Genomic DNA, 15,364 nt, shown 5'->3' on the forward strand with positions numbered 1-15,364 from the left:
CCTCGCAGTCTCAATGAAAGGAAGTCGGCATGCCCATGCGCACGTCGAAACGAGCGGCCATCGCCACCCTGGCGGTCGCCGCCCTCATCACCGGCCTCGCCGCCTGCGCCCCCAGCGGCGCATCGAACTCCGGGGGAGGCGACACGATCCTCACGGTCGGCCGCTCGTCCGCCTCCGTGCAGCAGGTCTTCAACCCCTACCTGCCCACCACCGCGTACCAGCTCGGTTCCGAGGGCATGATCTACGAGCCCCTCGTGCAGGTCAACACCACCAAGGCCGGTGACTTCAAGCCGTGGCTGGCGACCGAGTGGGAGTGGAACACCGAGGGCACCGAGCTCTCGCTCCAGCTCCGCGACGGCGTGAAATGGACAGACGGCGAGGACTTCACGAGTGAGGATGTGGTCTACAGCTACCAGCTCATCAAGGACCACCCGGAGCTGAACCTCACCGGCATCCAGTTCGACACGATCACCGCGCCCGATGAGCACTCCGTCGTGCTGACGTTCGCCACCCCGTCGGCGAACTTCTTCGACAAGATCATCTACCTGAGCATCGTGCCCGAGCACGTGTACGGCGAGGTCGACGACGTCGCCGGGTACGCCGACGACAAGCCGGTCGGCACGGGTCCGTTCATGCTCGACACGTTCACGCCGGAGAGCTACACGCTCACGAAGAACCCCGACTACTGGCAGAAGGGCAAGCCCGCGATCGACGGCCTGCGCTTCGTCCCGTACAAGGACAACACGGCGGTCTCGCAGGCCATGGTGCAGGGCGACGTCGACTGGTGCAGCTGCTACATGGCGAACGTCGAGGAGACGTTCCTCTCCCGCAGCGACGACTTCCACATCCTGTGGTCGGTCGTCGGCGCCGACGGTCTCATCACGAACAACCAGAGCTTCCCGTTCAACGAGCGCGAGATCCGCGAGGCCGCCAGCCTTGCGATCGACCGCCAGCAGGTGGCCGACGTCGCCAACCGACCGGCGGCGACCTGGAAGGGCGGCCTCCCGCTGCCCGTGTTCGAGGATGCCATCGCGCCCGGCCTCGAGGACGAGGTGTACGAGTACGACGTCGACGGTGCGAAGAAGATCCTCGAGGGGCTCGGCTTCACGATGGGCTCCGACGGGTACTACGAGCGCGACGGCCAGCAGCTGGCCTTCGAGATCACGATCCCGCAGGCGTTCACCGAGCAGGTCGCGGCCGCCCAGATCATCCAGTCGAACCTCAAGGAGGCCGGCTTCAAGGTCGACGTCAACGGCGTCGCCGTCGAGGCGATCAACGGCATCACCAGCAAGGGCGAGTTCCAGGCCACGATCGGCTACCCGATCGCGACGCAGATCCTCGCGGTGAACCTGTACGACTCGTGGATGAACCCCGCCTACTCGCTGCCGATCGGCGAGGCCATCCCGACGTACCAGAACATCCAGCGCACCGAGGACCCGGAGATCGCGCAGTACTTCGCCGACTACTTCGCCGCGACCACCGACGACGAGCGCACCGCCGCCGTCACGGGTCTGGAGGAGCAGTTCATCGAGGAGATGCCATGGCTCGTCCTCTCGTACTACCAGGCCTACGCCGGGTGGAGCGAGAAGAAAGCCACCGGCTGGCCCGAGGAGAACGACCCGTACTGGGGCGCTTTCGTCAACCCGGTCGTCGCGCTGGAGCTCCAGCCCAAGTGACCGAGTAGACCTTCGACGGGCTCAGGACCGCACGGTTCCTGAGCCCGTCGAACGGCCCACTCACCAACCCGAGGAGAACCCATGTCCACCCGCGCCCTCGTCGTCGTCGGCGGCGACGACACCCACCACGACCTCCTGGGCGCTGCCGACGTCCTCACCCGCATCGGTGCCGGAGCCGGGTTCGCCACGGCACCGGCTGTCGGCATGCAGCGTTTCGCGAACGCCCGGCCCGAGACGGCGGATGCCGACGTCTACGTGCTCTACGACTCCGGCGCCTCGTTCCCCGGCGCGCAGCAGGCCGCGCTCGCCGCGGCGGTCGCGGCGGGCAAGGGACTCGTCGCCCTGCACATGTCGAACGTGATGAGCGACCCGCAGGGTACCGATCGGGCGTTCTTCGAGCTGCTCGGCAACCACTACCTGTCGCACGGCCCCGGACACCACGAGGGCCGGCATCGGATCGAGATCGTGGCGCAGCATCCGATCACGGACGGCGTCGAGGACTTCGAGCTCTTCGACGAGTACTACGAGTTCGCGTTCGCCGATGAGGATCATCTCGTGCTCGCCGAGCGCACCAGGGAGGACGGGGTGCGGATCCCCGTCCTGTACGTGCGGGAGGTCGGCGAAGGGCGCGTGGTCTATCTCGCCCTCGGGCACGACATGCGCGCGTGGGGTGAGCCGCCGTTCCGCCGGCTCGTCACTCAGGCGATCCGCTGGGCGGGACGCGCATGAGCGCCGCACTGCCCGGCGCCGCCGTCATGCTGTACACCGTCGACGCACTGCTCGACGACGACTTCGAGGGCGTGCTCGAGCGCATCGCCGCCCTCGGCTATCAGGGCGTCGAGACCTACGGCCTGCATGGTCGCTCGGCCGCAGACGTGAAGCGGATGCTGGATCGCACGGGTCTCGCCGTCGTGAGCTCGCACGCGCCGTTCCCCTTCGGGCCGGAAGCCCCGCGCATCCTCGACGAATACGCCGAGCTGGGTGCCCCCAACCTCGCCTGGAGCATGGAGGCCGAGGAGTTCGACAGCCTCGACCTCATCGAGCGGGGCCTCGAACGCGTCAACGGCGGCGTCGAGTCGGCGAGGGCCTACGGCATGACCGTCGCGTATCACAATCATCACGCCGAGTTCCGGAACGTGATCGACGGTCGGAGCGCCTACGACCTGCTGCTCGAACACCTGCATCCCGACGCCCGGGTCGAGTTCGACATGTACTGGGCGGCGGTCGGCGGGGCGTCGCCGGCGGAGGTCGTGCGGTCGATCGGCCCCCGATTGAGATACGTGCACGTCAAGGACGGCCCGGCCCTGACCTACGGCGGCGACACGCTCGTGCCGATCGGGCAGGGAACGGTCGACGTGCTGGGCGCGCTGCGCGAGCCGTCGACGCTCGAGTGGCACATCGTCGAGCTGGAGAAGCTCGACCTCGACCCGTTCGACGCCCTGGCCGAGTCGTATCGCTACCTCACCGGGCACGGCGTGACGGCGGGTGCCCGATGAGCGCCCTGCGTGTGCTGTTCCTTGGCGGCGCCGGCATGATCGGCTCCGCGGTCGCGCGCGAGGCGGTGCAGCAGGGGATCGATCTCACGGTCGTGACCCGCGGCGAGCACCGGCGCGCGCTGCCCCCGGAGGTGCGCGGCATCCGCGCCGACGTTCGTGATGCGGCGGCACTCGACGATGCGCTCGGCGACGCCGAGTACGACGTCGTCGTGAACTGGGTCGGCTTCGCGCCGGCGGACGTGCTGCCCGACGTCGACCGTTTCGCCGGCCGCACCGGCCAGTACGTGTTCGTCAGCACCTGCTCCGTCTTCGGACGCCCGGTGCCCCAGCTGCCGATCACGGAATCCAGCCCGCGGCGGCATCCGGTCTTCGGATACGCCCGCGAGAAGCTGGCCTCAGAGGTCGCCCTCGAAGACGCCTACCGCGAGCGCGGTCTGCCGTTGACGATCGTGCGGCCCATGCACACCTACGACGAGACGACCATGATCTTCCCGGTCAGCTGGACGGCGATCGAGCGGATGCGGCGGGGCGAGGCGTCGGTCGTGCACGGCGACGGCACCTCGCTCTGGACGCTCACGCACTCGAGCGACGTCGCGCGCGCACTCGTACCGCTGCTCGGCAACGATCATGCGATCGGGGAGAGCGTGAACCTGGTGAGCGGCGACGTCCTCACCTGGGACCAGATCCACACGGCGCTCGCCCGGGCCGCCGGTGTCCGCGATCCGCGGCTCGCGCACTTCTCCAGCGAATCGATCGGCCGGGAGATCCCTGGCTGGGCAGAGGTGCTCCAGGAGGACTTCCGGCACTCGATCCTCTTCGACACCACCAAGTTGCGGCGCCTCGTGCCCGGGTACCACCCGCAGGTCTCGTTCTCGGAAGGCGCTCGCCGCATCGTCGCCTGGCATGAGGCGGATGCCGCGCGGCGGGCCTTCGACGACGACCTCTCAGCCGCGTTCGACCGCCTGATCCGGAACGGATGACATGACAGACACGATGCTCTCGATCCAGCTGTACAGCGTCCGCACGGAGCTCGGGCGGAAGCGGCCCGCGACCCTGCGGCGGCTCGCGGAGCTCGGCTACAGGCGGGTCGAACCCTACGACATCCTCAGCGACCCGGAGAACTTGGCGCGCGACCTCGCCGCCGCGGGTCTCGAGGCGCCGACCGCGCACGTGAAGCTGCTCGATGTACCGATCGACGAGGCGCTCGCCGCGGCGAAGACCGTGGGCGTCGAGACGCTGATCGTGCCCTGGGCCGATCCTGCGCTGTTCGCGGACCGGGCGGGCGTCGAATCGCTCGCCGCGCGGATCAACGCCGCCGCCGAGAGTGCCGCGGCCGAAGGGCGGCGCGTCGGGTACCACAACCACGACTTCGAGTTCTCTACGCTGATCGACGGACGGGCCGCGTGGGAGATCCTCGTGGAGCTGCTCGACGAGCGCGTCGTCCTCCAGGTCGACACCTACTGGGCGAGCGTCGGTGGAGCCGATGTGTTCGAGCTGCTTCCCCGCCTGGCCTCCCGCATCCGGTTCGTGCATGTGAACGACGAGGAGCCGGAGCCCGACGACCCGCCCACGCTCGGCGTCCCGGTCGTGGGACGGATGAGCGAGGTCACGGTCCTCGCCGCGCGCAGCGTCGAGCTCGTGGTGGTCGAGGTCGTCGTCGACGGCGACCCGCTCCCCGCGGTGGAGCGCAACACCCGCGTCTTCCAGGGGGCGCTCGCGTGACCGGCGGGCCGGTCCGCGTCGGCGTCATCGGGGCGGGCAACATCTCGGACGAATACCTCACCACCCTCACCGCCGCTCCCGGCGTCGAGGTGATCGGGGTCGCCGATCTCGACGAGGAGCGCGCTGCCGCGCAGGCGGCGAAGTACAGTGTGCCCTTCTCCGGCAGCACCGCCGGACTCCTCGCCCTGCCGGAACTCGAGCTCGTCGTGAACCTGACCATCCCCGCGGTGCACGCTCAGGTCGCCCTCGCGGCGATCGCGGCGGGCAAGCACGTGTGGGGCGAGAAGCCGCTCACGCTCGATCGCGCCTCCGCCCGGACCGTGCTCGATGCCGCGGCGGCGGCGGGGGTGCGCGTCGGCAATGCGCCGGACACCGTGCTCGGACGCGGCATCCAGCACTCGCAGCAGCTGATCGCCGAGGGCCGGATCGGCACACCCCAGACCGTGCTCACTCTCATGCAGGGGCCGGGTCCCGACGCGTGGCATCCGCGCCCGGACTTCCTGTTCGCGCGGGGAGCAGGCCCCCTGTTCGACATCGGCCCGTACTACCTCACGACGCTCGCGCTGCTGTTCGGTCCGATCGATACCGTGCAGGCGATGGGCCACCGGGCTTTCGACGTGCGCACCGTGCCGTACGGCGAACGCGCGGGCAACCGCATCCCGGTCGAGGTCTGGACGCACGTGAGCGTGCTCACCCGATTCCGGTCGGGCGTGGTCGGCACCTCGATCTACAGCTTCGATTCGCCCGTGCGGCGGCAGCTGTTCGAGGTCACCGGCTCCGGCGGAACTCTGACCGTGCCGGTGAGCGGGTTCGACGGGCCGAGCGTTCTCGTGCCGGCGGGGCAGCCGCGGCCGGAGTCGGTCGAGCTCGTGCCCTCGGGTGCCGACCGGGCGCGCGGCATCGGCGTCGTCGAGATGGCGGAGGCGATCCGCGCCGGCCGGGATCCGCGCGCCAGCGGGGCCCTGGCGTTCCACGTGCTCGACGCGCTGCTGGCCATCGAGGAGTCCATCGACGCGGGCGGGCCGATCGCGGTGGCCAGCGACTTCGACCCCGTGGACGCCCTGCATCCGCAGTGGGGCGCAGGCGCGCCGCCTCTCTGACGGTAACGCTGAGGACTTAGAATGGTCGTTACTGGTATGGTGCACAGGCGCGCTGTACGGCTCGGAACTGTACCGTGCTGAGTGGAACGACACCTCCGAGGGGGCAGGGATGACGAGCATCAGTGAATCGCCGATCCGCGCGGACTATCCTGAGCCGCTGTGGATCCAGGCCGTGAATCTCATCAAGGTCGAGATCTCGTCCGGCCGACTCGCGGAAGGATCGCGGCTGCCTCCTGAGCGCGAACTCTGCACCCAGCTGGGCATCAGTCGGGTGACCCTGCGCAAGGCCCTGCTGCAGCTGGTCGACGAGGGCGTGCTGAGCTCTTCGCACGGCCGCGGCTGGTACGTGGCTTCGGCGCCCGTCGCCAAGGAATGGCCGAACAGCCTCGAGTCCTTCAGCGAGACCGCACGGCGGATGGGCCTCGAGTCGACGTCGATCGTGCTCCGCGCCGAGACCGGGCATGCGAGCCTCGACGAGGCCGAGGCCATCGGAGTCGCGCCGGGAACGCCGATCTTCCGCCTCGACCGCATCCGTCTGCTCGACGCCGTGCCGATCGCCCTCGACGCCTCTGTCGTGCCCGCGGCTCTGCTGCCCGATGTCTCGAAGACCGACTTCGCCGTCGACTCGCTGTACGACCTGCTCGACGAGTCCGGCGCCGGACCCCAGCGCGCCGACAGCACCGTCGAGGCACGAGAAGCCGATGCTCAGGCCGCCGAGGCTCTCGGCGTCCCGGTCGGCAGCCCCCTGCTCGTGATGCGTCAGGTCGCGCACGGCCTCGACGGCCGCGTCGTCGCACTGTCGACCATCCGCTACGTGGGCGAGCGCTACCGGCTGCGCACGGTCTTCACCCGCGGCACCGGCCCCGCGCGCTGACGATCCACCGCCGCGCGCAGGGTCGGGAGGCCGATGTCAGGCCCGAGCGCCGTCGTGCCGCTTCAGCCACTCCAGGATCGCGCGGGTGGTCTCCTCGGGTCGCTCCTGCTGGATCCAGTGGCCGCTGTCGAAGGTGATCTCCTCGACGTTCGGCACGAACTCGGCGAGATTCGGCGACGGCGCCACCGTATCGCGTGCGCCGGACAGCATCAGCGTCGGCTGGTGGATGATCGGATCGACCTCGCCGAGCAGGTGCCAATCCCGGTCGAAGTTGCGGTACCAGTTGATGCCGCCGGTGAAGCCGGTCTTCTCGAAGGCGGCGACATAGACGGCGAGCTCGTCGGCGCTCAACAGAGGCTCTCCGTGAGGGTCGTCGGACAGCGCGAGCTCGATCATCGCGTTGCCGGGCTGCGGCGCCCGGAGCGGCTCGTCTCTGCGATACAGGTTGCGGATGAACCGCTCGGCATTCGCATCCAGGACCGCATCGGCGACGCCGGGCTGCCGATTGAAGTGCACGAAGTAGTAATCGCTGCCGAGCACCTCCTCCATGAACTCGAGCCACGGACGCTCGCCGCGCGCGGGGTAGGGCAGGCTCAGGCAGATCACCTTGTTCACCCTGGTCGGATGCAGCTGGGTGAGGCTCCACACGACCATCGCGCCCCAGTCGTGACCGACGAAGGTCGCGTCCGCGTATCCGTAGTGGTCGAGGAGCGCGACGAGATCGCCGGACAGCTGCGCGACGTCGTAGGCGGTGACCTCGGCCGGGCGTGAGGAGTTGCCGAAGCCGCGCTGGTTGGGGGCGATCACGTGGTAGCCCGCGGCGACCAGAGCGGGCACCTGATGACGCCAGGTGTAGGCGAGATCCGGCCAGCCGTGGCAGAGCACGATAGGTCGCCCGGCGTTCTCCCGGCCGGCTTCGAAGACCTCGAGCGTCACTCCGTCGACGGCGATCGTGGTCGGCTCGGGAAAGGGGATGGGGTGTGTCAGTGTGTTCATGCTCTTCACGGTAGGGAGGTATACCGGTCACCTGATGACCGGTTTTTCTGCGAATGTTGTCCTATGCGCAGTGACCGCCTCGTCGCCATCCTCCTCATGCTGCAGCGCCGCGAGCAGGTGACCGCCGCCGAGGTCGCCGCCGAGCTCGAGGTGTCGGAGCGCACCGCGCGGCGCGACCTCGACGCGCTGGCCCAGAGCGGCGTCCCGGTCTACTCGATCCAGGGCAGAGCCGGCGGCTGGCGGCTGCTCGGCGGCGGCCGCACCGACCTGTCGGGGCTGACCGCGAGCGAGACCCGCGCTCTGTTCCTCGTCGCGGGTCCGGCGTCGACCGCGACCCCGGCCGTGAGGTCTGGGCTCCGCAAGCTCGTGCGCGCGCTCCCCGAGCCGTTCCGCGACGAGGCCGAGGCCGCGGCGACATCGCTGATCCTCGACCCGCGGAACTGGGGCTCGCCCCGAGCGGTCGAGCCGCCCCGTTTTCTCGACGCCCTTCAGGATGCCGTGATCCAGGGCGTGCAGGTGCGCCTCGGGTACGTCGACAGCGAGGGCGCCGAGTCCGAGCGGATCGTCCACCCGCTGGGCATCGTCGCCAAAGGGCCGTCCTGGTATCTCGTCGCCTACACCGAGAGCGGTCGGCGCACCTTCCGGGTCGACCGGGTCCTGTCCGCCGCCCCGACCGATGAACCCGTCGCTCTCCCGGGTGCGGTCGATCTCTCGGAGAGCTGGCGGGAGATATCCGACGACATCGACCGACGGCGCACGAAACCCGTCGAGATCCACGGGACCTGCGCGCCCGAGGGCCTCGACCACCTCCGGATCGCGGTCGCCGACAATCTCGAGACCGGGGGCGTGACCGCCGACGGACGCATCTCCATCGTGATCCGCGGTCCCAGCGAGTACGGGCTCGCGGGACTCCTCTCGGGGCTCGTCGAGTGGCTCGACATCACGGAGCCCGCCGGCGTGCGAAACCACCTCGCGGCCATCGGCGCGGCCCTCACCGCACGGTACGGGGCTCCCGGCGCCTGAGCGATTCGACGTGCCTACAGTCGGTTCGCGAGGAACCACGCGCCGGCGACCGGCGGCTGGTCCAGGAGCACGAATCGCAGATCCGGATGCCGTTCGGCGAGCAGTTCGCGCACGCCGTCCGCGAGTCTCGGCTGCGCGGTGATCACGCCTCCCGCAGCGACGACGGCGTCACCCACCGCGCCGCGCCGGCGCAGCTGATCGATCAGGCGCACGAGGTGCGCCGCACCCGCACGGATCACCTCGGCGGCGAGAGCAGAGCCCCGGTCGGCCGCGCGGAACACCGCGGCGGCGTGCGGTGCCCAGTTCGCCATGGTGGGGTCGTCGTTCACGGCGCGGGCGAGACGCTCGGCATCCGCGACGCCGAAGTCCGCCAGCAGAGCCTGGAGGAGTCCGTCGTCGGGCTCGCCGTCATCGTGCGCGAGCAGCGCAGCCTTCGTGGCCTCACGGACGAGCCCGGCGGCGCCCGCTTCGTCGCCGATGACCCAGCCCCAGCCGCCGGTGACGAAGGAGCGTTCTGCCGCATCCGTCCCCGTGCCGATCGCTCCTGTGCCGGCGATGAGGCCGAGTCCCTGATCGAGTCCGGCGGCAGGCACGAGCAGCGCCGCATCGTTCACGCAGCGCACCTGATGATGCCCCCGCTGCACCAGAGCCTGCTCGAGGTCACGCGCGACGTCGGGATTGTCCAAACCCTGTGCGCCGACCACCAGGGCGCCGATCGTCGACCCGGTCGGCAGGGCGCGGAGCAGCACATCGGCGAGCCAGGCCGCCGCGGCATCCGCCGGTTCGGCATCCCACTCGGCCGAGCTCATCACGACGTCGGCGACACGCACGCCGTCGCGTGTCGTCGCACGCACGGCCGCCTTCGTCCCGCCCACGTCCATGCCCACGATGAGCCCCTCGTGCGGGAAGGAGTCATCGGGTGGAGTCACTGCGCCGCTCCGGATTCCACCTTGATGTCGTCGTTGTGGAACACGAACTCCTCGATCGCCACTCCTCGGGCGTCCGCGACATGCGCCACGAGGCCCTGCAGGAACAGCGCCTCGAGCACGGCGAGGGCGTTCGACGAGGCCTGCGGCAGACGCACGACCTCGAGGTGGTCAGAGCTCTCCACGTCGTCGGTCGTGACCAGCACGACCCGGTGACCGGCTTCGCTCAGTGTGTGCGCGACCCGGCTCTCCCGTTCACCGCCGAACAGCACGTGCGCGCCCTCGCCGGCCGATTCCATGGCGCCGTGCAGGTACCGCCGCGTGCCCATGGCACTGGCGGGGATGCGGGCGACCTCGCGGAACAGCAGCGCGCCGGCCTCGGCCGAACCCGTCGAGGGCCCGGCGCCGACGAAGTCGAGACTCGGCGCGGTGGCGATGAGCTCGGCGGCACGGTCGATCTGCGGGGCGAGCATGGTCTCAGTCTCGCGGAAGAGCGCCGCGAAGTCATGCCACGCCGGGTCGATCTTCCCGCCGGCCCACGCTTCCGAGAGCATGCTCACGGCGACCACCGTCGCGGTGTAGCCGATGGTCGAGGCGTAGCTGTCGGGGATCGACCCCAAACCCACCAGGTGGTTCGCGATGTCGGCGATGGGAGAGGGCGCGGTGTTGACGACGCCGTAGCGGAGCGACGCGGGAATGGTGTCCAGTGCGGCGATGGTCTCGCTGCTGCGACCGCTCTGCGACACGGCGATGACCGGGTGGTCGCCCGTGGCGAGCGGCAGCGGCGTGTCACCGGCATCCAGGCGCCAGGCGGTGATGCCGCGTTCGCGCAGATGCCAGACCGCGGGCGCGGCGGCGGCGAGGCTGGCGCCGATGCCCAGGAAGAGCGGGCCGACCTCACCGAGTGCGCCCTCCGCGGCGAGAGCCTCGACCTGGCTCTCGATGTGCGGGATCGCCGCCGCGAGGGCGTCGGCCTGACCTGCGGTGGCCTCCGCGTAGCTGATGTAACCGTTCATGTCGTTCCTCGTGCTCGTCCGGTCAGTGTCCGGCGTGGTGGTCGTGGTGGCCCGGCGCGCAGTGGTCTGCGGCGGCGGGGATGTCGAGAGCGGGGTTGCGGCCGAAGAAGCCGTGCGGCTTGAGCACGAATCCGCACGTGTCGACCGACATGATCGGCCAGTCCTCGACGCGGGGGAAGTGCGTGAGACCGAACGTGTGCCAGAGCACGATGTCGGTGCCGTCGACCGGCCGGTCCGCGACCACCCACTGCGGGAGGCCCGCGCCGCCGGGGTGCAGGTTGACGAAGTCACCCGCGGGATAGATCTGGTCGGGCTCGTAGGCGGTGACCCAGAGGTGCTTGGTCGTGAAGGTCGCGCGCTTGTGGATGTCAGACTCGCTGTCGGCGAGCAGCAGCGGCTTGCCCTCGGGGTAGAGCACCCAGCCCACGGGCTCGCCGAGGCGGTTCTGCACCTCGGTGTTGCCGATGAACCAGACGCGCCCGGTGAGATTGTCGGCGATGCGCTGCGCCTCCGACTCGGTGCGCAGGCGCGTGACGCTCTGCGTGAAGCCGGTGCCGTGCGGGTTCTGCTCACCGCGCGGAACAGCCACCGCCTCGATCTCGTCGACCGCGTTCGCGAGTCCGTCGACGGCCACGTCGAGTCGCGCGCTGAACAGGTGCTGGTGGTTCGGGGCGCCGAGGCCCGGCGCGACCTCGGTCGCGAACGGATAGCCCTTCCCGGGGTGCGCCGAGGTGAAGACGATCCCGGTGGCCTTCACCTCGAACTCGATCGTGCCGTCGAGGCCGAAGTACCAGTAGAAGCCGTAGTCGTAGTTGCCGACCGTCATGAAGAAGCTGACCACGAGGCGGCGGTTGCGACGCGTCTCGGATGAGCCGTTCCAGTTGTCGGAGTGCTTCCAGAGCACTCCGGCATCCTCCTCGTGGATGCAGATGGCCTGACGCACGATGCGCGCGTCGCCGTCGTTGCCCGCGACCACCGCGTCGAGGTAGGTGATGTCGCCGACGCAGTCGCAGCCGAGCTCGAGCGAGTTCGCGAACCCGCCGAACAGGTACTCGCCGCCGTCGAAGAAGTTCTGGAACCAGCGCTGCGGGCTCGGGTCGCCGTAGGGCACGACCATCTCGGCGATCGACGCACGATAGAGCACCGAGCGCTGCGCCTCGCCGTCGGCGATCGAGACGTCATGCAGCACGAGGCCCTCGCGCTGGTCGAAGCCGACCTGCAGGCGCCATCCCGCCCAGTCGAGCACGCCGTTCTCGTCGATCGTGAAGCTCGGTCCCTCCGGCTGCGAGATCTCGATCGGCTTCAGACCGGCGCGATCCGGGCCGCGCCACGAGGCCAGGTGGTAGTTCCCGTCCTCCTGCGGCACCGGGAGGTCGACGTAGTCGATCACGTCGAGCACCTCGCCGGTGACGACGTCGACCATGACGGTCACGCCGTCGACGGGGTGCGCCCAGCCGAGATCGTCCGGCGTGTTCTGCACGAAGGTGAAGCAGCGCTGGATGCGGCGGCCGCGCTCGCCGTCCGCGAGGACGCCGCCCGACAGCGGGTTCACGCGCAGCTTCGAGACGTCGGTCAGACCGCGCTTCGCCATCGCGGCGAGCCACCGCTCGTCCTGATGCACGACCTCTTCGACGTAGCCGAACTCGCGGATCACCACCGGGACCGCACCGTCGACCTCGGGGTCGAGCTCGCGCTCCGAGACGACGGCGCCTGCGGCGGGGTCGACGACGACGTCGTGCGAGCGCCCCGTGACCATGTCGATCAGGAAGCTGCGCACCTGACGCGGCAGACTCTCACCGGCCAGCAGTCGGCGTTTGTCCGGCGCCGTCAGTCCGACGTAGGAGTAGTGCGTGTTCGGGTTCGCGATACCCGCCGCCTCGAGGACCGCGCGGTTGGCGACGATCTCCTCGGCGGTCAGCGTCGCGAGCAGCGCGTGCGCACCGGCGGGCAGTGTGTTCGTCATTCTCGGGTGTCTCCCTGTCTGGTCTGGTCTGGTCGGTCGGTGCTCAGCGCTCGAGGAGCACCGGCTCCCAGGTGCCGGAGCGCATGGCGCGGTAGCAGGCGTCGAGGATGCAGTTCACGATCCAGCCGTCCTCGAAGGTCTCCATGGGCACGGTGCCCGCGGCGTAGTGATCGATGAAGTGGCGCATCTGCTGCGAGAAGCCGTAGGCGCGCGTCTCCTCCGGGACGGGGTGCACCCAGCCGGTCTCGGCATCCGCCTTCTCGACGAGGTAGCCGACCGGATTTCCGATGAAGCCCCAGACCGGTGTGACGGAGGTATCGGTGACCAGGCGCCCGGCCGTGCCGGTGAACTCATGGCGCAGCTGCATGCCGCCCTTCTCCGCCCACGACGACTCGATGATCGCCAGCTGGCCGCCGGCGAACTTGAGGAGCGCGACCGCGGTGTCCTCTCCGGTGGTCTTGTCGGAGTGGACCAGGGTCGACCCCCACGCGAAGACCTCGGTGACCGCGTTGTCCTTGCCGAAGAAGTGCCGGGCCGATTCGACCGTGTGGCAGCCCATGTCGAGCAGGGCGCCGCCTCCGGCGGTCTCGGCGTCCCAGAAGTGCGCGGCGTGCGGGCCGGAGTGCGCCTCGCGGGCGCGCATCGTGAGCAGGTCGCCGATGCCGCCTGCCTGGGCCATCTCGTGCGCCTTCTGCACATTGGGGGAGAAGACCGAGCTCTCGGCGTAGCCGTGCCAGACGCCGGCCTCCTCGACGATCCGGAGGATCTCGGCGGCCTCCGCGCCGGTGCGGGCCAGCGGCTTGGTGCAGATGATGCCCTTGCCCGCCGCGGCCGCGATGCGCACGGCCTCGACGTGGGCCTCGTTCGGCAGTGCCACGACGACGACGTCGATCTCGGGATTCGCGCACAGCTCGGCGATGTCGGTGTAGCTGCTCGGGCTGCTCCATCGGGCGGCGAAGTCCGCTGCACGCTCGGGGTTGCGCGAGAAGTTGGCGACGAGGATGCCGTCGCGGACGTCGAGCAGGGAATCGGCGTACGAGTCTGCGATGAACCCGGAGCCGAGGATGCCGACACGAATCACTGGGAGACCTCCTTCAAGGGCTGTTGTCCACAAGATACCACTTGTCTTGAATCTGTCTACTATTTTTCCATACCTCTTGCTACCGCATACAGACCTATATATGCTGACCAGCACCACGCGCCGCCGCAAAGGTGTGGCAGGTCCCCGAAGACCGCGCGTCACTTCAGAGAGAAGGTCATGATGCGCTCAGCCACTGCACCGCTCGCCGCCCTCGCTGTCACCACGCTCGTCCTCGGCCTCGCCGGGTGTGCGACCGGAAGTGGCGGCGAAGACGGGGATTCCGTCACGCTCACCCTCGGCACGTGGCGCACCGAGGACGCCACGATGTGGGAGAACGACATCATCCCCGCGTTCGAGGAGAGCCACCCCGGCATCAAGGTCGAGTACGCCCCGATCGACACGAACGACTACAACGCCGCGATCCAGTCGCAGATCGACGGCGGCACCGGACCCGACGTCATCATGTGCCGTCCGTTCGACGTGAACCGCTCGTGGATCGAGAAGGGATACTTCGAACCGCTCGACGGTCTCGACGCGATCGGCTCCTTCCCGGAGTCGGCGCTCGCCGCATGGGAGGGCGACGACGGAAACCCGTACTGCGTGCCCGTGGCATCCGTCCTCGCCGGCTTCTACTACAACACCGCGATCTTCGACGAGCTGGGACTCGAGGTGCCGAAGACGCAGGACGAGTTCCTCGAGGTGCTCGACGCGATCAAGGAGGACGGCACCTACGCGCCGCTCGCGCTGGGCAGCGCCGACGGCTGGCAGCTGGCCTACAACATGCTCTACCAGGTCGGCCCGAACGCCTGGAAGGGCGAGGAGGGGCGCCTCGGACTCATCGACGGGTCGAAGAAGCTCACCGACCCCGAGTTCGTCGAGGGCTTCCGTGTGTTCGACGCGTTCAAGGACTACCTCCCCAGCGGCTACGAGGCCATCTCCTACGAGGACATGACCCAGCTGTTCACGCTCGGTCAGGCGGCGATCCTGCCCGACGGCTCCTGGCAGATCTCGCAGGTCACCTCGACCGGGTTGGACGTCGGCGTCTTCGGCGCTCCGCCTGCCGAGGAGGGCGGCCAGCGCTACCAGCAGGAGATGGCCGACATGGCCTTCGGCCTGAACGCCTCCGGCAAGAACAAGGAGGCCGCGACCGAGTTCGTCGAGTGGCTCGGCACGAGCGAGTTCCAGCAGCTCTACGTGAACAAGCTGCCGGGCTTCTTCTCGATGGGATCCGAGCCGGTGAAGTACGACAACGCCCTGGCGCAGGACTTCGCCGACCTGAAGGAGGGGGCCGAGCTCACCTCGCGCCTCGCCCTCGACCGTCTGAGCGCCGGCCAGCCGCCGCTGGACGACGAGATCTGGCGGGTCGCCCAGCTCATGTACAACAGCGGGCTCTCGCCTGAGGAGGCCACGGCCGAACTCCAGAAGAGCCTCGAGTCCTGGTACACGCCCACTCCGTGAGGCCCTGCCGGGGGTGGAGCCTCCACCCCCGGC

Annotated in this window: 14 protein-coding genes; 9 read left to right on the forward strand and 5 right to left on the reverse strand. The window is 69.4% G+C overall.

Annotated features, from left to right (window positions below; translation table 11 throughout):
• The first annotated feature begins 29 nt into the window (after nt 1-29).
• The 7 genes from LBN7_RS10930 (at nt 30) to LBN7_RS10960 (ending at nt 6,868) form a co-directional block, all read left to right on the forward strand.
• Nucleotides 30-1,676 (forward strand): ABC transporter substrate-binding protein, encoded by a 1,647-nt coding sequence (locus LBN7_RS10930; protein WP_116633596.1) that lies wholly within the window; start codon nt 30-32, stop codon nt 1,674-1,676.
• A gap of 81 nt (nt 1,677-1,757) precedes the next feature.
• A complete protein-coding gene (locus tag LBN7_RS10935; protein WP_341947170.1) occupies nt 1,758-2,405 on the forward strand; it encodes a ThuA domain-containing protein in 648 nt (215 codons plus the stop codon).
• Nucleotides 2,402-3,172, forward strand: a complete 771-nt coding sequence (locus LBN7_RS10940) for a sugar phosphate isomerase/epimerase (protein ID WP_243408757.1) — start codon at nt 2,402-2,404, stop codon at nt 3,170-3,172. Before LBN7_RS10935 ends, LBN7_RS10940 begins: the two co-directional genes overlap by 4 nt.
• Nucleotides 3,169-4,152 (forward strand): NAD-dependent epimerase/dehydratase family protein, encoded by a 984-nt coding sequence (locus LBN7_RS10945; protein ID WP_407359632.1) that lies wholly within the window; start codon nt 3,169-3,171, stop codon nt 4,150-4,152. Before LBN7_RS10940 ends, LBN7_RS10945 begins: the two co-directional genes overlap by 4 nt.
• A gap of 1 nt (nt 4,153) precedes the next feature.
• Nucleotides 4,154-4,894 carry a sugar phosphate isomerase/epimerase family protein gene (locus LBN7_RS10950; RefSeq protein ID WP_407359633.1) on the forward strand — a complete coding sequence of 247 codons (741 nt, stop codon included), beginning with the start codon at nt 4,154-4,156 and terminating at the stop codon, nt 4,892-4,894.
• Nucleotides 4,891-5,994 (forward strand): Gfo/Idh/MocA family protein, encoded by a 1,104-nt coding sequence (locus LBN7_RS10955; protein ID WP_407359634.1) that lies wholly within the window; start codon nt 4,891-4,893, stop codon nt 5,992-5,994. Before LBN7_RS10950 ends, LBN7_RS10955 begins: the two co-directional genes overlap by 4 nt.
• 109 nt (nt 5,995-6,103) lie before the next feature.
• Nucleotides 6,104-6,868: a GntR family transcriptional regulator gene (locus LBN7_RS10960; protein ID WP_116633600.1), complete on the forward strand. Its 765-nt coding sequence runs from the start codon at nt 6,104-6,106 to the stop codon at nt 6,866-6,868.
• 36 nt (nt 6,869-6,904) lie between these two features.
• Here the strand turns inward: LBN7_RS10960 and LBN7_RS10965 are convergent, their stop codons facing one another.
• Nucleotides 6,905-7,864, reverse strand: coding sequence for an alpha/beta fold hydrolase (locus LBN7_RS10965; protein ID WP_407359635.1), 960 nt, complete (start codon nt 7,862-7,864; stop codon nt 6,905-6,907).
• A gap of 63 nt (nt 7,865-7,927) precedes the next feature.
• Between LBN7_RS10965 and LBN7_RS10970 the strand changes: the two genes are divergently transcribed.
• Complete coding sequence (locus tag LBN7_RS10970; RefSeq protein ID WP_407359636.1) at nt 7,928-8,887, forward strand: helix-turn-helix transcriptional regulator; 960 nt, start codon at nt 7,928-7,930, stop codon at nt 8,885-8,887.
• A gap of 14 nt (nt 8,888-8,901) precedes the next feature.
• On the opposite strand, the gene LBN7_RS10975 is transcribed toward LBN7_RS10970, so the two are convergent.
• The 4 genes from LBN7_RS10975 to LBN7_RS10990 are packed head-to-tail and all read right to left on the reverse strand — an operon-like array spanning nt 8,902 to nt 13,873.
• Nucleotides 8,902-9,816 carry a BadF/BadG/BcrA/BcrD ATPase family protein gene (locus tag LBN7_RS10975; RefSeq protein ID WP_341947176.1) on the reverse strand — a complete coding sequence of 305 codons (915 nt, stop codon included), beginning with the start codon at nt 9,814-9,816 and terminating at the stop codon, nt 8,902-8,904.
• Complete coding sequence (locus LBN7_RS10980; protein ID WP_407359637.1) at nt 9,813-10,829, reverse strand: SIS domain-containing protein; 1,017 nt, start codon at nt 10,827-10,829, stop codon at nt 9,813-9,815. Before LBN7_RS10980 ends, LBN7_RS10975 begins: the two co-directional genes overlap by 4 nt.
• A 22-nt stretch (nt 10,830-10,851) precedes the next feature.
• On the reverse strand, nt 10,852-12,792 hold the full coding sequence (locus tag LBN7_RS10985) for a primary-amine oxidase (RefSeq protein WP_116633603.1): 1,941 nt from the start codon (nt 12,790-12,792) through the stop codon (nt 10,852-10,854).
• A gap of 43 nt (nt 12,793-12,835) precedes the next feature.
• A complete protein-coding gene (locus LBN7_RS10990) occupies nt 12,836-13,873 on the reverse strand; it encodes a Gfo/Idh/MocA family oxidoreductase (protein ID WP_341947179.1) in 1,038 nt (345 codons plus the stop codon).
• Nucleotides 13,874-14,053: 180 nt separating this feature from the next.
• Between LBN7_RS10990 and LBN7_RS10995 the strand changes: the two genes are divergently transcribed.
• Entirely contained in the window at nt 14,054-15,331 is a 1,278-nt protein-coding gene (locus LBN7_RS10995) for an ABC transporter substrate-binding protein (protein ID WP_165807972.1), read from the forward strand.
• The last annotated feature ends 33 nt before the right edge of the window (nt 15,332-15,364 follow it).

The sequence above is a fragment of the Microbacterium sp. LBN7 genome (assembly GCF_045690345.1).
Taxonomy (GTDB): Bacteria; Actinomycetota; Actinomycetes; order Actinomycetales; family Microbacteriaceae; genus Microbacterium.